Genomic DNA, 16755 nt, shown 5'->3' with positions numbered 1-16755 from the left:
CGAACAGGACCGTGAAACGCCTTTGCGCCGATGATAGTTGGCATTCGCCTGTGAAAGTAGGTCATCGTCAGGCTCTTACTCCGCAAAGCCCCTGCATCCCATCGATGCAGGGGCTTTGTCCTTTGTGGGCGCGTGGCGCATGTTGCATTACCGCCTACGGCCCGCCCAAGCGCCCGAGCTGCCGTCCCGCCTCCAGCGCCTCAGGCTGCCTTGGCCTGCCTGTCCTGCCACAGCTGCACGATCTCTCCGCTTGGCGCCGCCTGACCATAGTAGGTCTTGATGTTGAACACCGCCGCCTCGTGCTCTGCCGGGGTCGGGGTGCCGGAGCAGTCCGACGCCAATACGATGTAGTAGCCCTTTTCGTAGCCATGGCGCGCGGTCGATTCGACGCAGACATTTGTCGTAAAGCCCGTCATCAGCAGCGTCTTGATGCCGTGGGCTTGCAGAAGGCGCTCCAGATCGGTGCCCTGGAACGCATCGTACTGCCACTTCGTCACCACCGGCTCAGACTCCAGCGGCGGAATCATGCCTTCGTACCACTCGATGCCCTTGCCGCCCTCGGGTATCAGCCAGATGTCGTCGCCGGCGCCCCATAGCGACTTCTGATTGTTGTGCATGCGTTTGTCGGAGAAAATTTCGCGCACCCATACGACGAAGACACCCGCTTCCCGGCAGGCCTTGATGAATTCGTTCAGGCGTGGCACAGCCTCGCGGATCTCTTTCATGTCGAAGCCGAAGCGCTGCGCCATGGCGCCTTTTTCGGAACAAAAGTCGTGCTGGGCGTCGATGATGATCAGCGCAGAGTGCCCTGGGTCGGCGATTTCCTTCAGGGTACTGAATATTTGTGTATTGCGCATTTCTGCTCCTTGAAAAAGCGTGCCGCACCGGGAATGGCGAGGCGCGCTGTCCGCTCGAGCGGATGATTTACCTTAGAGTTTTCGTCTCGGACTTGTGTATTGGGGATTACGAGGGGGTTGCGGCATTGCGCCGGCGACGTGCAAAAACCCGCGCTGCGGTGGTACGATTTTGCTTCTGGAATGCGTTCTGCCCCGTCGTGTTCCAGTGCCACGGACACAAAACTACTTAGGGAAAAGTATGGAGACGCAATCCTTGCACCGAGGCCGCCTGGTGGACCACATCCAACTGGTCGTTCGCAGCCTGCCGGCCAGTAAAAGGTTCTACACCGCCGTGCTCGACGTGTTGGGCGTTCCTATCGGAGGGGAGAGCGAGGGCTTTTTCTGGGCCGACGAACTGGTGATCAGTTCGGTGGACAGCGAAGCGGCTGCCGGCAAGCTCACCGGCCGCCATCACCTGGCTTTTCAGGCGCGGGACAAGGCCATGGTCGAAGCATTCTACAAGGTTGCGCTCGAAAATGGCGGCAGCGACAATGGCCCGCCGGGGTACCGGCCTTACCATCCCGACTATTATGGCGCCTTCGTGCTGGACCCCGACGGCAACAATATCGAGGCGGTTTTCCATGGCCCGGCGCAACGCAGCGCGCCATCGGTCGAGATCGTTTTCTGACGGTCACCGCATGCGGCGCTATCTGAAGCGCCTCTAGAGCGCCCGCATGTCGGGCGTTCTGTTTACTCAGTATTTTCCCTAGATCGACACAATGCGCCGGGAGACTTGCGCAGGAGGCACGATCGAAACCTCGTTTTGCCCTGCCCGGTGTCTATTGACATTGCTAAAGAACTATAATTAGAATCGTTCCAAAGATGGGATGTTAGTAAATTAGATTGCCTTATCGGTGGCAAAGCGGTTTCTAGCAACTACAGAATCCGGCATGCTGTGCCGCCACAAGAGGCGCCGGCCGTTGCGCTGCAACCGCCTTGGATCGGAGGAGTAGCGATGTCCCGTAAAGCCCGGCTCAGACGCCTGGTTCCTCTCGAAGAAGCGGTCGCAGATCTGCCCGCTCGCACACTGTTTCATGCGGGGCCTCCCTATGACGGCGCGCCGCCCGGCGCGGTCGTCAATGCGGCCGCGCAGGCCGCTGTGTTGGAAGGGTGGGCGCCTGACCTGGAAAGTGCTCGCGCTCTGATAGGGGCGAGCATCGGCCTGCGTCCCGCACAAGATTACGGCCTGGTCGTTCCCCTTGCTCAAGTAGCGTCGCCTTCTACGTGGTGCGTGGAGGTCGGCGATGCAGATCATTGCGCCTATTCGCTCGTCAGCGAGGGAGGCCCGCCCGCCTTGCGTTTCGGGTCTTCGGATCCTGCTTGCAGGCAAAGGGCGCGGGACTGGTGCGCGAAGCTGGCCGAGCATGCCAATCCTTTGCTCGAGCGAGTCGCAATTTACCCGGAAGCGTTGATGCGACAGGCTCACGCATCGGGCGATGACGGGCATGCCCAGGTGCAAGCGGGAACCCGCTTGATCGTCGATGCCTTGCACGATTTGCCCGCCACGCTCAAGGAAGAGATTCTTGCCAATCCCGGCTTTGCGCTGACCGTGTGGATGGCGTTTTGCAGCTGGAAGCTGCGCAGCAGCGACAGTGCCATCACAGCGATCGGTGGAAACGGCCTGGCCTTCGGAATCAAGCTCAACGGTGATGACGCCTGGAATACCGTTTCCGCTCCGCCTCCCAGCGGCCCGTACTTCAAGCCCGAACTTGCCCCCGAGTCGCTCGGCGCCATCGGCGACAGCGCCGTCGTGGACGCCTGCGGCTTCGGCGGCCAGGCGCTGGTCCATGCCCCCGCGCTGCTCGAGGAGTGGCGGGATTATCTTCCGGCCGACGCCACGTCCCGGCCGCAGCGCATTCTGGACGAGAGCACAGGCTGTATTGATCCGGCGCGCATAAAGGCCACAGGCCTGGCGCCGATCATCAACCTGGCCATCCTGCATCGCGATGGAGCCGACACACCGATAGGCCGGGGGCATTATTGTCCCCCGGTCGGTCTTTTTGACAATGAGGGGTAGAAGACATGCAGTTGTCGAACAAGGTTGCCGTAGTCACCGGCGGAGCGATGGGCATCGGATATGCCATCTGCGAACATCTTGCCGAGGAAGGGGCCCGAATCGTGGTCGCGGACCGCGCCAATGCGGGGCAGGCGGCGGAAAAGCTCAAGTCGCGCGGCTTTGACGCCATTGGCGTCGACGCCGATGTCTCCAGCGAAAGCGATACCGAGAACGTAGCGGCCGCGGCGCTCGACGCTTACGGCGCGTTGGACGTGCTGGTCAACAACGCGGCCATATTTTCGACCATCCAGCAGAAGCCCTTCGAGCAGCTCAGCGTGCAGGACTGGCGCTCCATACTCGATGTCAATGTCATCGGCCAGTTCCTATGCTGTCGTGCCGTTCTGCCCGCTTTCAGGAAACAGGGCGGCGGACGCATCATCAACATTTCGTCGGGCGTCGCTTTCAAAGGCAACCCCAATATGCTGCACTACGTGGCCACCAAAGGCGCCGTCGTATCCATGACGCGCGCCATGGCCACCGAGCTGGGCGAGGACAATGTGCTGATCAACAGCGTGGCGCCCGGCTTTACGCTTAGCGAAGGGGTGCTCAAGAACCCCGAACTGGCAGAACGATCTTCCCAGTTTTCCATCAAGGGCCGCGCCCTGAGGCGCGACATGCTGCCGAACGATGTCGTGGGCGCTGTAGCGTTCTTCGCCGGTCCGGGCTCCGCGTTCATCACGGGACAGACACTGGTCGTCGACGGCGGAGCCTACTTTCACTAAAGCCCTTTCCGTTCGCGGCAGTCGCGGGCGGACCGGACTCTTGTACAAGCGCAAAGGAATAGACCATGGAATTTGTCAAGAACACTTGGTATCCGGTGGTGTGGTCGGACCAGGTCGATCGAACACTCACCCGCCACGTTATCGCCAACGAGCCTGTCGTGGTGTTCCGGCGCAAGGACGGCACGGTCGCCGCCTTGCACGATGCGTGTCCGCATAGGCTGGCGCCGCTTTCGCTGGGGACGCTGATCGACGACACCATCGAGTGCGGCTACCACGGCATGACATTCGACTGTTCGGGCCGTTGCGTCCGCATTCCAGGGCAGGAGACCATTCCCAAGAAGGCGGTGGTGCGCTCTTATCCCATCGAGGAAAGATACGGTCTGGTCTGGATATGGCTCGGCGATCCGGCGCTGGCCGATCCTGAAAAAATGTTCAATCTGCCCCAGTACGGTCAAGAAGGATGGCGCGCGGTGCAAGGCGGCGTCCTGCGTATCGAGTGCAACTATCTGAGCCTGGTCGAAAACCTGCTCGACCCCGCCCACGTCACCTTCGTGCATAAGTCGACGCTGGGTACGCCGGCGGGCGCCACCATTCCGGTTCATAACGATTTCGAGGACAACGCCATTTCGGTATGGCGCTGGATACCCGATGCGGCGCCCATTCCGCTGTTCGAGAAGTTTGCCAAGATGACCGGAAAAGTCGATCGCTGGCATTACTACAACTACACGACTCCTTGCTTCTTCGACATCGACATGGGCACTTGTGCGGCGGGCTCGATCACCGACCCCGACTTGCGGCATACCGCCGTGCAGATGCACTCGTGCCATGTATTGACGCCGGTCGATGAGCGCACTGTGTTGCAGTACTGGTTCCATGTCCGGAACTTCCGCGTCGACGAGCCGGAGATCGACGCCGAAATGAATGCCGCCCTGGCGTTCGCCTTCAACGAGGACAAGGTCATTCTCGAGCGCATTCAAAAAGAAGAGGAACGCAATCCGAATGCCGAGCGCGTCATGCTGGGAATCGATGCCGCGCCGACCCGCATGGCCAGGATGGTGCAAAAACTGATAGAGGAGGAGAAACGCAGCCACGAGGCTTCGACAGCCAGAGTGGGAGTGGCCGCAACGGGCTGAATGCGACCAGGCTGTTCCGCAGTACGCAACACGCAATACCAAGCAGCATGAGCCATTCCAAAAAAACCAGGAGACAATCATGAGAAGTATTGGTATCAAAGCAGTGGTCGCAGCGTTGTCGATAGTCGGCGCGTCGCAGGGGCACGCAGCCGACGTCATCAAGATCGGCGTGAACCAGCCCCTGACCGGCGTTGTCGCCGCCGCCGGCACCTTCGTCGCAGAAGGGGCGAAAATTGCCGCAGCCGAAATCAATGACAACGGCGGTGTTCTAGGCAAGCAGATTCAACTCATCATCGAGGACAATAAAAGCAACCCTACAGAAGCCTCCAATGTGACCGAGAAACTGATCGTGCGGGACAAGGTCTCCGCCATGATGGGCGCCTGGAGCTCGACTTACACGCTGGCGTCCATGCCCAAGCTGATGGAATACAAAATGCCCATGCTGGTTGAAACCGCCAGTTCCGGCAAGATCACCCAGATGGGCAATCCGTATGTCTTCCGCATCAGCCCCACCAGCGCCATGGAGGCGGAGACCTTCGCCAAGCGGGTCAAGCCGATGGACATCAAGCGGGTGGAATTCCTGGTGGTCAACAACGACTGGGGACTGGGCGCGGCGCAAGCCTATGGCGACATGTTGAAGAAGGAGGGCGTCGAAGTGGGGAAAACCCACATCATGGACGCCGCCGCTCAGGACATGACCTCGCAGTTGTCGGCAATAAAGCATGCCAATCCGCCTCCCAGCCATGTGTTCCTCACCAGCGGCACGGAACAGATTACCCTGGTCATGAAGCAGGCCGAGTCGCTCGGCCTGAATGTCCCGGTCGTGACCACGGGCGGCATCATGCCCCAGCAACTGCTGGACCAGGCGGGCGCGGCAGCGAACAACACCTATCACGTCATGTTCTTCGTGCCCTGGTTCCCTGAGGCCACGCTCAACCCGGAAGGGGCCAAGAGCTTCATCAGCCGCTGGGAAAGCCGCAAGCTCGACCCGGCCGGCATGCCCGAAGGCGCGCGGGGCTACGACGGCATACACACGCTTGCCGCCGCCATCGAACGGGCCGGGGACGCCGACCCGGCCAAGATCACTGAAGCGATCTGGCAGACCGAGTTCGATGGGTTGACCGGCCACGTCAAGTTCCATAAAGAAGGGCCCGCGGGCAAAGAAAGCGGCCAAAGCACGCCCATGACCTATCTCGTGAAGATCGAAGACGGCAAGATCGTCAACGCCGACTGACATCGCCGGCGGCTTGCGCCCGAGCCCGCGCGCTCGGCGCGCCGGCATGCCGCTTCATCCTTCCTTTCCGGGAGAAAGCAATGAAAGCAACAAGCAAACTGCTGTCCAGTGTCATTGCAAGCTTTTTTATCGCGGGCTCCGCTTTGGCTCAGGAGCCGATCAAGCTGGGCGTGAACCTTCCACTGACGGGCGTCGTGGCCGCATCCGGAAACTTCGTGGCCAATGGCGTCAAGGTCGCCGTCGAGGAAATCAACGCCAAAGGGGGTGTACTGGGCCGGCCCATAAAATTGATCATCGAAGACAATAAAAGCAATCCGACCGAGGCCGCCAACGTCGCGGAAAAGCTCATCGTTCGAGACAAGGTGGCCGTCATGCAGGGCGCGTGGGGTTCTACCTATACGCTGGCCGCCATGCCCAAGCTCATGGAGTACAAGGTACCCATGGTCGTCGACATAGCCAGCTCGACCAAGGTCACGACCAACGGTAATCCATACGTATTCCGCGTGGCTCCGACGAATCTCATGGAAGCGCAGAGTTTTGCGCCGCATATCGGCAAGCTCGGCATAAAGAAGGCGGATTTTCTGGTCGTCAACAACGACTGGGGCATCAATGCCGTCGATGCGTTCGGCAGCGTGCTGCGTGAAAAAGGAGTTGAGGTCGGACAGGTGCAAATGATGGATGCCACGGCGCAGGACATGTCGTCGCAGCTGGCCGTCATCAAGGCCAGCGATGCCGACGCGCTTTTCCTGACATGCAGCGTCGAGCAGGCCATGCTGATCATGAAGCAGCTGCAGGCCTTGGGCATCAAGCGCAAGGTCATCACGTCGGGCGGCGCCATACCCGATCAACTGATCGCTCAAGCCGGCACGGCGGCCAACGGCACATACCACATCATGCTGTTCGCGCCCTGGTTTCCCGACGCCACCCCCGATCCCGAAGCCGCGCGCCGCTTTGTAGCGTCCTGGAAGGCCCACGGCTATGATCCCTACGGCATGCCGGAAGGCGCGCGGGCCTATGTGGGAACGCTCGTCATTGCGCAAGCGATAGAGCGTGCGGGGGTGGTCGAGCCGGAGGCCATTCGCAAGGCGCTATGGCAGACCGACCTCCATACGCTGACCGGACACATCACCTTCTTCAAAGAGGGTCCCAAAGGCAAGGAAAGCGGTCAAAGCCATCCCACCAGCTATCTGGTGAAGATCGACGACGGCAAGATCGAGCTGGTGCAATGAGCCGCCTTGGCGCGAATCAAACCTTGATGCCGCCGCGCCTGAGCAGGCGGGCGGTTTCGTACAGGGGAAGGCCCACCACGCCGCTGTAGCTGCCGCTGATGTGTTCGACGAAGGCGGCGGCCCGGCCCTGGATGCCGTAGGCGCCGGCCTTGCCCATCGGTTCGCCGGTGGCGCAGTAGGCGGCGATTTCTGCTTCCGTGAGCGCCTTGAACCTGACTTCGGTGCGCGACACATCGCAGAAAACGGATTCCGGGGCATTGCGCCCGCTGGGCGATGCAAGCACGATGGCCGTGTGCACTTCATGGCGCGTGCCCGACAGGCGTTGCAGCATGCTTGCGGCGTCGGCCGCGTCGGCGGGCTTGCCCAGGATTTCATCTCCCATGATCACCGTCGTGTCGGCGGCCAGCACCGGGTGCAGAGACAGCGGCTCCGGCGACCGCGGCCAGGCATGCTCGGCCGCAGCGACGTCCACGCCCAGCCAGTGCAGGGCGCGCAAAGCCTTCTCGCGCGCCGTTCGCTGGACATAGGCGTCGGGGCTTTCGCCGGGCAGGCGCGGCTCGTCCTCGCCCGGCGGCGAAGGCACGTGCAGCACGGTGTGGGCGATACCGGCCTGGCATAGCAGTTCGTGCCGGCGGGGGCTGGCGGAGGCCAGGTAGATCATCGGCCGTTCCTCAGTCAAGCTGGATCAGCGTCATGCTGTCGGTGCCGACGTCGCTGTCCAGGACTCGGCCCCGGGTCAGGATGGCCCAGTCGCCCGGCTGGATGAGCTGCTTGTCCTTCAGCGCGGCCAGCGCCAGGGAGCCCAGTTTGTCCGCCGGCATGGCGGCCGGATCGAAGGGCATGGCGTAGACCCCGCGAAACAGGGCCACGCGGCGCTGGGTGGCTGCGTGGCGCGTGTAGCAATAGATGGGCACGCCGGAGCGGATGCGAGACATGATCAGCGGCGTGTGGCCGCTTTCGGTCAGGCTGATGATGGCCTTGACCCCCGGGAAATGGTTGGCCGCATACATGGCGGACAGGGCGATGGTTTCATCGCAGCGGCCGAACACCTCGCCTACGCGGTGCTGCGAACGCGTGGTGCCGGGCTCTTGTTCGGCCCCGAGGCAGATGCGGGCCATGGCGCCGACGGCTTCGACCGGATATTGGCCCGAAGCGCTTTCGGCCGACAGCATCACGGCATCGGTATAGTCCAGAACGGCGTTGGCGACGTCCGAGACTTCGGCCCGGGTGGGTACCGGGCTGTGCACCATGGATTCCATCATCTGGGTCGCCGTAATCACCAGTTTGTTGTGGGTGCGCGCATGCAGGATGATGCGTTTCTGGATGCCCGCGAGGCGGGCGTCGCCCACTTCGACGCCCAGGTCGCCGCGGGCGACCATGACGCCGTCGCTGGCATGGATGAGGTCGTCCAGGGCCTCGTCGTCAGCGACCGCTTCGGCGCGTTCGATCTTGGCAATGATCCACGCCTGGCTGCCCGCTTCGCGCACCAGCTTGCGGGCCTGGTGGATGTCGCGGCCATAGCGCGGGAAAGACACCGCGACGTAGTCCACGCCGATCTCGGCCATCACCTTGATGTCGGCCCGGTCTTTGTCGGTGAGGCTGTCGGCCGAGATGCCTCCGCCCCGCCGATTGATGCCCTTGTTGTCCGACAGCGGGCCGCCTTGCTCGACGACGGTGTGCACGGCCAGGCCGTCGACGCTCTGCACGCGCAATATGACCTTGCCGTCGTCGAGCAGCAGCTCGTCGCCCGGTGCGCAGTCCTGCACCAGGCTGGGATAGTCGATGCCCACGATGTGCTCATCGCCTTGCTGGGGCGGGTGCGCATTGCTCAGGGTGAAGGGCCGGCCCGCCGTGAGTGTAACGGCCTTGTCGCGGAAGCGGGCTATGCGTATCTTGGGCCCTTGCAGGTCGCCCATGATGGCGATGTAGCGGCCGTGCTTCGCAGCCAGGGCGCGCAACTGACGCACGCGCTGACGGTGGTCGTCCGCCGAGCCGTGCGAAAAATTCAGGCGCGCCACGTCCATGCCGGCCAGGATCAGTCGTTCGATGATTTCGTCGCTGGAGCTGGCCGGGCCCAGCGTGGCAACGATCTTGGTGCGGCGTTGTAGCATGCGGAAACGGCCTCCGTCGGGGCGCCGCGATCAGGCGCGGTGATAGGGATGGTTGACCATGATAGCCCACGCCCGGTAGATCTGTTCGGCCAGGACGACACGCACCATGGGGTGGGGCAGGGTCAGGGACGAGAGCCGGATCATGGCATGACAGGTTTTTTTGAGTTGGCCGTCCAGACCGTCGGGACCGCCGACCAGCAGGGCCACGTCGCGGCCCTGTTCTCGCCAGCTGGACAGCTCGGCGGAAAGAGCCATGGTGGTCAGGTCGCGGCCGTGCTCGTCAAGCGCGATGCGCAAAGCCTGGGCCGGAATGGCCGCTTCGATGCGCTTGGCTTCGGCCTCCATCATCTGCGCCGGTGTTTTTCCGCTGCTGCGGGGCTCGGGCTTGATCTCGCGGAGTTCGAGCGCGCAGTCGGAAGGCAGCCGCTTGGCGTAATCCTTCCACGCCTCTTCGACCCAGCGAGGCATGCGTACTCCGACGGCGATGACGAGAAGCTTCATGTTGGGGCGCGGATCATTGACGCGCTTCCGGCGGGGCGCTCAGGCGTCGTCGCCGCTGTCGAACGAGCCCGAAAACACGGGCTGGGTGGACTGGGGCAGCAGCTTGACCCGGACCGGCTTGTCTCCCCAGACTTCTTCGAGGTTGTAGTACTGGCGGATGCTGGGCTGCATGCAGTGTACGACGATGTCGCCCAGGTCGAGCAGCACCCATTCGCCGGTGTCCTGGCCTTCGTAGGCCACGATGGTGACTTTGTGGCGCCTGGCGCTGTCGGCGACGCTTTCGGCCAGTGCGCGCGTCTGGCGATTGGACGCGCCGCTGGCAATGACGACGCGGTCGAACAGGCTGGTGATGTGGCTGGTGTTGAACACCTTGATGTCCTGAGCCTTGACGTCTTCGAGGGCGTCGATGACCAGTCGTTGCAGTTTCTGAATATCCATAGGGTGACTATAACGTGAAGGGCGTCGATTTAGGAAACGGCGGACCGGTATAGCCCGTGGCGTTCGATGTATTGTGCGACGGCCGGGTGAAGCAGCCCGTCGACCGATGCGCCCTCCGCCAGCCGCTTGCGGATCTCCGAGGCCGAAACCGGCATGGGCGGGAACGGTATCTGCAGCAGCGGCCGCTGCGAGGCGTCCAGCAGCGCCTTCAGGTCCGGCGGCGGCGCCGCATCGGCGCCGGGACGCCGGGCCACCGCGAGGCGGGCCAGGGCGGCGATCTCGCGCCACTGGTGCCATGTGCAGAAGTTGGCCAGCTGGTCCGCGCCCAGTATCCACACGTATTCGGGGCCCGCGGGAAGCTGGCGCAGGGTGTCGACGGTGTAGGTCTTGCCCCCGCGCTCGATCTCGATGGGATTGATGCTTAGCTTGGCCGTGCCGGAGAGGGCCAGTTCCAGCATGGCCAGCCGCTGGGCCGAGGTCGCCGCCAGGGGGCCGCGCTGCCAGGGGGCGCTGGCGGGCAGCAGCTGGACTTCGTCGAGGGCCAGCTCGCGCAGGGCCGCCTGGGCCAGCGCGACGTGGGCCAGGTGCACGGGGTCGAAACTGCCCCCCAGCAGGCCGATGGACCTCACAGCCATTCGCGGGGGCGCAGATAGTCGTACAGCTCGGCCTCGGGCGTGCCCGCCTCGGGCTGCCAGTCGTAACGCCACGAAGCGAGCGGCGGCATGGACAGCAGAATGGATTCGGTGCGACCTCCCGATTGCAGGCCGAACAGGGTTCCGCGGTCGTAGACCAGATTGAACTCGACGTAGCGGCCGCGGCGATAAGCCTGGAAGTCGCGTTCGCGTTCGCCGTAGGAGGTGTCGCGCCGTTTCTCGACGATGGGCATGTAGGCGGGCAGGAAGCAGTCGCCGACCGAGCGGGTGAGATCGAAGCAGTCGTCGAAGCCTTCTTGATTGAGGTCGTCGAAGAACAGGCCGCCCACGCCCCGGGTTTCGTTGCGGTGCTTCAGGAAGAAGTATTGATCGCACCACTTTTTGTAGGCGGGGTATTTGTCGTCTCCGAAGGGCGCCACGGCATCGTGGCAGATGCGATGGAAATGGCGCACGTCCTCTTCGAAGGGATAGTAAGGAGTCAGGTCGAGCCCGCCGCCGAACCAGAATACGTCGTCGCCGCTGCCGTCTTCGGGCGCTCGGGCGACGAACAGCCGTACGTTCATGTGGGTGGTGGGCACATAGGGATTGCGCGGGTGCAGCACCATCGACACGCCCATGGCCTCCCAGTGGCGTCCGGCCAGGTCGGGCCGGTGGGCGCTGGCCGAAGGGGGCAAGGCGCGTCCGCGCACATGGCTGAACAGCACGCCGGCCCGTTCGAAAAGCGCGCCGCCCTCGAGCAGGCGGGAGAGCCCGCCGCCGCCTTCGTCGCGGGTCCAGCTGTCGGATTGGAACGAGGCGCCGTCCGCTTCTTCGAGAGCCTGCACGATGCGGGCCTGCAGGCTGGTGAAGTAGTCGTAGGCTAGAGAGATGGGCACGGACATGGTCGTTTCCTTGTTTGCGCTCGGCGATCGTGTCGGTCAGGAGTCGGCGTTGGGCAGGGCGCGCCAGCCGATGTCACGGCGATACTGGCTGCCTTCGAAGCGGATCTGCTGCACGACGCCATAGGCCGTTTCCTGCGCACGCTTCACGGAGTCGCCCAGCGCGGTGACGCACAGCACGCGTCCGCCGGAGGTCCTGAGCGTGCCGTCCGGGTCCAGCGCCGTGCCGGCATGGAAGACGGTGCATTCGTCTGTATTGGCGGGAATCGAGGTGATGGCGTCGCCGGTGCGAGGCGACTGCGGATAGCCGGCCGAGGCCATGACCACGCCCAGCGCGGTGCGCCTGTCCCAATCGAGCTGGGCCTGTTCGAGGGTGCCGTTGACGGCGTGCTCGAAGACGGTGGCCAGGTCGCCCTTGGCGCGCATCATAATGGGCTGGGTCTCGGGGTCGCCCATGCGGCAATTGAACTCCAGCACCTTCAGGGGGCGGGTGGCGTCGGGGCCTTCGCCTATCATCAGGCCCGCATACAGAAAGCCGGTGTAGGGATGGCCGTCTTTGGCCATGCCCTGCAAGGTGGGGTGGATGACTTCGCGCATGATGCGGTTGTGCAGCGCGGGAGTAATGATGGGGGCCGGCGAGTAGGCGCCCATGCCGCCCGTATTGGGCCCCTGGTCGCGGTCCAGGAGCCGCTTGTGGTCCTGGCTGCTTGCCAGCACCAGCACCTGCCGGCGGTCGCACATGACGATGAAGCTGGCCTCTTCGCCCTGCAGGCATTCTTCGATGACGACACGGGCGCCTGCCGCTCCCAGGCTGGCGTCGCACAGCATGTCGTCGATGGCGCCGATGGCTTCTTCCACAGTGGCGGCCACGACCACGCCCTTGCCGGCGGCCAGGCCGTCGGCCTTGATGACGATGGGGGCGCCTTGTTCACGGACATACTGCCTGGCCTGGTCGGCATCGGTGAAAGTGCGGTAGGCCGCCGTGGGGATATTGTGCCGCAGCATGAAGGCCTTGGCGTAATCCTTGGAGCTTTCGAGCTGGGCGGCGGCCTTGGTGGGCCCGAATATCTTCAGCCCCGCGGCCTGAAAGGCGTCGACCACGCCCGCGGCCAATGGCGCCTCCGGCCCCACCACGGTAAAGGCGATGCCTTCGCTGCGGGCGAAGTCGATGAGCTCGTCCGCGCCGGTGAGAGAGAGGTTTTCGAGGCGTTCGGACAGCGCCGTGCCGCCGTTTCCGGGCGCGACGAACACTTTCTGGACACGCGGCGATTGGGCCAGGCGCCAGGCAAGCGCATGTTCGCGGCCACCGCCGCCTATAACAAGAAGTTTCATGGGTGTTGGAAGCTCAAAATGACGCTGTGCGCCGCGCCATGGGCGAAGCGCACGGTTGTAAACGGATTATCGGAAAGCGTAACGCGAAAAACCTATGGAGGAATATATCGTTTTCCAGCATGGTCATGCCGTGCCCGCCCGCCTTGCGCGCACCGCTGCGGCTCAGGCGGATTCGGCGGACTCGTCGAAGGCGGCCGTGGTGTATACCTCTTGCACGTCGTCCAGGCCCTCGAGCATGTCCAGCATTTTCTGCATCTTCTCGGCGTCGTCGCCGGCAAGCTCGGTTTCGTTCAGCGCCTTCATGGTAAGCGCCTGCACTTCGGGCGTCAGCCCGGCGGCCTCGAAAGCTGCCTTGACGGCGGCATAGTCGGATGGCGGGCAGGTAACCTCGATGACACCTTCCTCGTCGGTCTGGACGTCGTCGGCGCCCGCTTCGAGGCCGATCTCCATGACCTGCTCTTCGGACGTGCCGGGCGCGAAGATGAATTGCCCGCAATGCTTGAACATGAACGCCACCGAACCTTCCTGGCCCAGATTGCCGCCATGCTTGGAGAAGGCGTGGCGTACTTCGGCCACGGTGCGCATGCGGTTGTCGGTCATGCAGTCGACGATGACCGCGGCGCCGCCGATGCCGTAGCCTTCGTAGCGGATTTCTTCGTAGTTGTCGCCGTCGGCGCCGCCGGCGCCGCGCGTGATGGCGCGCTGGATGTTGTCCTTGGGCATATTGGCCGCAGTGGCCTTGTCCCATGCCAGGCGCAGGCGCGGGTTGCTCTCCGGGTCGGGGCCGGCCTCGCGGGCGGCTACCGTGATTTCACGTATGATTTTTGTCCAGAGCTTGCCTCGTTTTGCATCCTGGCGACCCTTGCGATGCTGGATGTTCGCCCATTTACTGTGACCGGCCATAGTTAATGACTCAATATAAATGCAGAAGATAAACGGGGATTTTAACGCGTGCATCGTCGCGGTGCCGGAATTACACTACGGCTGCCGTCCCAAGCTATCGACAAGGTGAAAAATGGCTGAACCGATCTTTGTTGCACAAAGCGCCGAGGCGCCCGTCGTGATGCTGCCCAGGCTGGCCAATCGCCACGGCTGCATCACCGGCGCGACCGGCACCGGAAAGACCGTCACGCTGCAGGTGCTGGCCGAGGCCTTCTCGCGGCTGGGCACGCCGGTTTTCATGGCCGACGTCAAGGGAGACCTCAGCGGCATGTCCCAGGCCGCGCAGAACACTCCCAAGCTGCAGGCGCGTCTCGAGAAGCTCGGCCTGCCCGAGCCGCGATGGGGCGCATGTCCGGTCACGTTCTGGGACGTCTTCGGCGAGCAGGGCCACCCTGTGCGCGCCACCGTGTCCGACATGGGTCCCTTGCTGCTGGCCCGCATGCTCGAACTCAACGACACCCAGGAGGGCGTGCTGAATGTCGTGTTCAGCGTGGCCGACGACGAGGGCATGCTGTTGCTCGACATGAAGGACCTGCGCGCCATGCTGCAGCACGTGGCCGAGCGCGCGGCCGAATTGCGTCCGCGCTACGGAAATGTATCGGCAGCCTCGGTCGGGGCCATACAGCGCAGTCTGCTGCGCCTGGAGGCGCAGGGCGCCGAGCTTTTCTTCGGCGAACCCATGTTCGACGTCCACGACATGTTGCGGGTCGATGCCGGCGGCCAGGGCATGGTCAACATCCTGGCGGCCGACAAACTCATGCAGGCGCCTCGCCTGTATGCCGTGTTTCTGCTGTGGATGCTGGCTGAAATCTACGAATCCCTGCCCGAGGTCGGCGACCTGGACCGCCCCAAGCTGGTGTTCTTCTTCGACGAAGCGCATCTGGTCTTCTCGGATGCGCCCAGGGCCCTGCTCGAAAAGATCGAGCAGATCGTCAGGCTGGTGCGCTCCAAGGGAGTCGGCGTCTATTTCGTGACACAGAACCCGGCCGACATCCCGGACAGTGTGCTGGGCCAGTTGGGCAACCGCGTGCAGCATGCCCTGCGCGCCTTCACGCCGCGCGACCAGAAGGCCGTGAAGGTGGCGGCCGAAACCATGCGTTCCAATCCGGCGCTGGACATCACCGCGGCCATCACCGAGCTCGGCGTAGGCGAGGCGCTGATCTCCATGCTCGACGAAAAGGGCAGCCCCGGGGTGACACAGCGCGCCTGGATGGCGGCGCCGGGCAGCCGCATCGGCCCGGCCACCGACGCCGAGAGGCAGGCGGTGCGCCAGGCCTCGCTGTTGGCCGGCAAATACGATAAAGCGATAGACCGCGAATCGGCTTATGAATTGCTGCAGAAGCGCGCCGAGTCCGGAGGCGGGGCGAACGCGGCAAGCCGCGGGACGGCGCGCCCGGACCGGCCTGCAACCGCGGCTCAGACGGCGGACAACGGCATGCTCGGCGCCGTCAACGACTTCTTGTTCGGGTCGACCGGGCCCCGAGGCGGGCGGCGCGAAGGGGCCGTCCAGTCGGTGGCCAAGAGCATGATGCGCCAGGCCGCCAACAAGCTGATTCGCGGCGTGCTGGGGTCGCTGGTCTCCCGCCGCTGAACCCTTTGCCCTGTTTTCATCCGGAGTTTTGCAATGCAGACCGAAGTTATACGCATTATGCGCCACGGCGGACCCGAAGTCATGGAGATGTCCGTCCAGGACGTGCCCGAACCCGGAGAGGGCGAGGTCACCATCGAACAGAAGGCGATCGGGCTCAACTTCATCGACATCTACTTTCGCACCGGCCTGTACCGCCATCCGCTGCCGCACGGGCTGGGCTTCGAGGCGGCCGGCAAAGTGGTGGCGGTGGGCCCGGGCGTCACGCACGTGAAAGCAGGCGACCGGGTCGCTTACGCGCAGAGCCCGCTGGGCGCCTATGCCGGGGTGCGCACCATGCCCGCCTGGCAGGTGGTCAAGCTGCCGCGGGGCGTGGATTTCGAGTCGGCCGCGGCCATGATGCTCAAGGGCCTGACGGTGCAGTATCTGTTTCGCCAGACCTATCGCCTGCAAGGCGGCGAAACCATATTGTTCCATGCCGCCGCGGGCGGCGTCGGCCTGATCGCCTGCCAGTGGGCCCGAGCCCTGGGGGTGCGTTTGATCGGCACGGTGTCCGGACCCGAGAAGGCCGAGCTGGCCAGGCGCCATGGCGCCTGGGAGGTCATCGACTATTCGCGGGAAGACGTGGCGGCAAGAGTCTTGGAGCTGACCGACGGGCGCAAGGTGCCGGTGGTGTATGACGGCGTGGGCAAGAGCACCTGGCTGACATCGCTCGACTGCCTGCAGCCCCGCGGCTTGATGGTCAGCTTCGGCAATGCCTCCGGGCCCGTCGACGGGGTGAACCTGGGCATCCTGGCGGCGAAAGGGTCTTTGTACGTCACACGTCCCACCATCAGCGACTACACGCCGACGCAGGAGAAACTGGCCGCCGCCGCCAAAGACCTGTTCAGCCTGGTGGGCAAAGGCAGCATCCGGATGGAGATCGGCCAGCGCTTCGCCCTGCGCGATGTAGGCCGCGCGCACGAGGCCCTGGCTTCGCGTCAGACCATCGGCGCCACTGTCCTGCTGCCCGATTAAAGGCCGGGTAAACAAGAGGCGGAGC

At 63.7% G+C, this 16755-nt stretch carries 17 protein-coding genes; 8 read left to right on the top strand and 9 right to left on the bottom strand.

The features are described from left to right. Positions 1 to 200: 200 nt before the first annotated feature. A complete protein-coding gene (locus CSC67_RS18150; protein ID WP_118995862.1) occupies positions 201 to 857 on the bottom strand; it encodes a cysteine hydrolase family protein in 657 nt (218 codons plus the stop codon). A gap of 238 nt (positions 858 to 1095) precedes the next feature. Between CSC67_RS18150 and CSC67_RS18145 the strand changes: the two genes are divergently transcribed. The 6 genes from CSC67_RS18145 to CSC67_RS18120 all read left to right on the top strand — a co-directional run bounded on the left by CSC67_RS18145 (position 1096) and on the right by CSC67_RS18120 (position 7270). Next, a complete protein-coding gene (locus tag CSC67_RS18145) occupies positions 1096 to 1524 on the top strand; it encodes a VOC family protein (protein WP_118995861.1) in 429 nt (142 codons plus the stop codon). Positions 1525 to 1851: 327 nt separating this feature from the next. Then, positions 1852 to 2913 carry an oxamate carbamoyltransferase subunit AllG family protein gene (locus tag CSC67_RS18140; protein WP_118995860.1) on the top strand — a complete coding sequence of 354 codons (1062 nt, stop codon included), beginning with the start codon at positions 1852 to 1854 and terminating at the stop codon, positions 2911 to 2913. A 5-nt stretch (positions 2914 to 2918) separates the two neighbouring features. Further along, positions 2919 to 3674: an SDR family NAD(P)-dependent oxidoreductase gene (locus tag CSC67_RS18135; protein ID WP_118995859.1), complete on the top strand. Its 756-nt coding sequence runs from the start codon at positions 2919 to 2921 to the stop codon at positions 3672 to 3674. Positions 3675 to 3739: 65 nt separating this feature from the next. Next, a complete protein-coding gene (locus CSC67_RS18130) occupies positions 3740 to 4807 on the top strand; it encodes an aromatic ring-hydroxylating dioxygenase subunit alpha (RefSeq protein WP_118995858.1) in 1068 nt (355 codons plus the stop codon). A gap of 79 nt (positions 4808 to 4886) precedes the next feature. Further along, complete coding sequence (locus CSC67_RS18125; RefSeq protein WP_118995857.1) at positions 4887 to 6041, top strand: ABC transporter substrate-binding protein; 1155 nt, start codon at positions 4887 to 4889, stop codon at positions 6039 to 6041. Between the two features lie 80 nt (positions 6042 to 6121). Continuing rightward, positions 6122 to 7270, top strand: a complete 1149-nt coding sequence (locus tag CSC67_RS18120; protein WP_118995856.1) for an ABC transporter substrate-binding protein — start codon at positions 6122 to 6124, stop codon at positions 7268 to 7270. Positions 7271 to 7286: 16 nt separating this feature from the next. Here the strand turns inward: CSC67_RS18120 and CSC67_RS18115 are convergent, their stop codons facing one another. The 8 genes from CSC67_RS18115 to CSC67_RS18080 form a co-directional block, all read right to left on the bottom strand. After that, complete coding sequence (locus CSC67_RS18115; protein WP_118995855.1) at positions 7287 to 7931, bottom strand: Maf family protein; 645 nt, start codon at positions 7929 to 7931, stop codon at positions 7287 to 7289. 10 nt (positions 7932 to 7941) lie between these two features. After that, positions 7942 to 9381 carry a pyruvate kinase gene (pyk, locus tag CSC67_RS18110; protein ID WP_118995854.1) on the bottom strand — a complete coding sequence of 480 codons (1440 nt, stop codon included), beginning with the start codon at positions 9379 to 9381 and terminating at the stop codon, positions 7942 to 7944. A 30-nt stretch (positions 9382 to 9411) separates the two neighbouring features. After that, on the bottom strand, positions 9412 to 9882 hold the full coding sequence (gene rlmH, locus CSC67_RS18105) for a 23S rRNA (pseudouridine(1915)-N(3))-methyltransferase RlmH (protein WP_118995853.1): 471 nt from the start codon (positions 9880 to 9882) through the stop codon (positions 9412 to 9414). Between the two features lie 39 nt (positions 9883 to 9921). Beyond that, on the bottom strand, positions 9922 to 10320 hold the full coding sequence (gene rsfS / locus CSC67_RS18100; RefSeq protein ID WP_118995852.1) for a ribosome silencing factor: 399 nt from the start codon (positions 10318 to 10320) through the stop codon (positions 9922 to 9924). A 29-nt stretch (positions 10321 to 10349) separates the two neighbouring features. Beyond that, the gene (nadD, locus tag CSC67_RS18095) at positions 10350 to 10955 is read right to left on the bottom strand and encodes a nicotinate (nicotinamide) nucleotide adenylyltransferase (RefSeq protein WP_118995851.1); all 606 of its coding nucleotides are present in this window, start codon (positions 10953 to 10955) and stop codon (positions 10350 to 10352) included. Continuing rightward, on the bottom strand, positions 10946 to 11854 hold the full coding sequence (hemF, locus tag CSC67_RS18090; protein WP_118995850.1) for an oxygen-dependent coproporphyrinogen oxidase: 909 nt from the start codon (positions 11852 to 11854) through the stop codon (positions 10946 to 10948). Before hemF ends, nadD begins: the two co-directional genes overlap by 10 nt. A gap of 36 nt (positions 11855 to 11890) precedes the next feature. Continuing rightward, entirely contained in the window at positions 11891 to 13183 is a 1293-nt protein-coding gene (gene purD / locus CSC67_RS18085) for a phosphoribosylamine--glycine ligase (RefSeq protein WP_118995849.1), read from the bottom strand. Between the two features lie 162 nt (positions 13184 to 13345). Continuing rightward, positions 13346 to 14086, bottom strand: a complete 741-nt coding sequence (locus CSC67_RS18080) for a YebC/PmpR family DNA-binding transcriptional regulator (protein ID WP_118995848.1) — start codon at positions 14084 to 14086, stop codon at positions 13346 to 13348. A gap of 112 nt (positions 14087 to 14198) precedes the next feature. Here CSC67_RS18080 and CSC67_RS18075 point away from each other — a divergent pair, with 112 nt between their 5' ends. Continuing rightward, a complete protein-coding gene (locus CSC67_RS18075; protein WP_118995847.1) occupies positions 14199 to 15716 on the top strand; it encodes a helicase HerA-like domain-containing protein in 1518 nt (505 codons plus the stop codon). 33 nt (positions 15717 to 15749) lie between these two features. Next, the gene (locus tag CSC67_RS18070) at positions 15750 to 16730 is read left to right on the top strand and encodes a quinone oxidoreductase family protein (RefSeq protein WP_118995846.1); all 981 of its coding nucleotides are present in this window, start codon (positions 15750 to 15752) and stop codon (positions 16728 to 16730) included. The last annotated feature ends 25 nt before the right edge of the window (positions 16731 to 16755 follow it).

This window comes from Pusillimonas caeni, assembly GCF_003545815.1.
GTDB classification, from domain to species: Bacteria; Pseudomonadota; Gammaproteobacteria; order Burkholderiales; family Burkholderiaceae_B; genus Pusillimonas; species Pusillimonas caeni.
The sequence above is the reverse complement of the archived record's forward strand: the minus strand, read 5'-3'. Positions and strand labels throughout refer to the sequence as shown.

What these genes read in the sequence shown, in the direction of transcription:
- CSC67_RS18070 (WP_118995846.1), top strand. Translation starts at nt 15,750, where the DNA reads ATGCAGACCGAAGTTATACGCATTATGCGCCACGGCGGACCCGAAGTC.
- rsfS (WP_118995852.1), bottom strand. Translation starts at nt 10,320, where the DNA reads ATGGATATTCAGAAACTGCAACGACTGGTCATCGACGCCCTCGAAGAC.
- CSC67_RS18075 (WP_118995847.1), top strand. Translation starts at nt 14,199, where the DNA reads ATGGCTGAACCGATCTTTGTTGCACAAAGCGCCGAGGCGCCCGTCGTG.
- purD (WP_118995849.1), bottom strand. Translation starts at nt 13,183, where the DNA reads ATGAAACTTCTTGTTATAGGCGGCGGTGGCCGCGAACATGCGCTTGCC.
- CSC67_RS18080 (WP_118995848.1), bottom strand. Translation starts at nt 14,086, where the DNA reads ATGGCCGGTCACAGTAAATGGGCGAACATCCAGCATCGCAAGGGTCGC.
- CSC67_RS18125 (WP_118995857.1), top strand. Translation starts at nt 4,887, where the DNA reads ATGAGAAGTATTGGTATCAAAGCAGTGGTCGCAGCGTTGTCGATAGTC.
- pyk (WP_118995854.1), bottom strand. Translation starts at nt 9,381, where the DNA reads ATGCTACAACGCCGCACCAAGATCGTTGCCACGCTGGGCCCGGCCAGC.
- CSC67_RS18120 (WP_118995856.1), top strand. Translation starts at nt 6,122, where the DNA reads ATGAAAGCAACAAGCAAACTGCTGTCCAGTGTCATTGCAAGCTTTTTT.
- CSC67_RS18135 (WP_118995859.1), top strand. Translation starts at nt 2,919, where the DNA reads ATGCAGTTGTCGAACAAGGTTGCCGTAGTCACCGGCGGAGCGATGGGC.
- CSC67_RS18150 (WP_118995862.1), bottom strand. Translation starts at nt 857, where the DNA reads ATGCGCAATACACAAATATTCAGTACCCTGAAGGAAATCGCCGACCCA.
- nadD (WP_118995851.1), bottom strand. Translation starts at nt 10,955, where the DNA reads ATGGCTGTGAGGTCCATCGGCCTGCTGGGGGGCAGTTTCGACCCCGTG.
- hemF (WP_118995850.1), bottom strand. Translation starts at nt 11,854, where the DNA reads ATGTCCGTGCCCATCTCTCTAGCCTACGACTACTTCACCAGCCTGCAG.
- CSC67_RS18130 (WP_118995858.1), top strand. Translation starts at nt 3,740, where the DNA reads ATGGAATTTGTCAAGAACACTTGGTATCCGGTGGTGTGGTCGGACCAG.
- CSC67_RS18140 (WP_118995860.1), top strand. Translation starts at nt 1,852, where the DNA reads ATGTCCCGTAAAGCCCGGCTCAGACGCCTGGTTCCTCTCGAAGAAGCG.
- CSC67_RS18115 (WP_118995855.1), bottom strand. Translation starts at nt 7,931, where the DNA reads ATGATCTACCTGGCCTCCGCCAGCCCCCGCCGGCACGAACTGCTATGC.
- CSC67_RS18145 (WP_118995861.1), top strand. Translation starts at nt 1,096, where the DNA reads ATGGAGACGCAATCCTTGCACCGAGGCCGCCTGGTGGACCACATCCAA.
- rlmH (WP_118995853.1), bottom strand. Translation starts at nt 9,882, where the DNA reads ATGAAGCTTCTCGTCATCGCCGTCGGAGTACGCATGCCTCGCTGGGTC.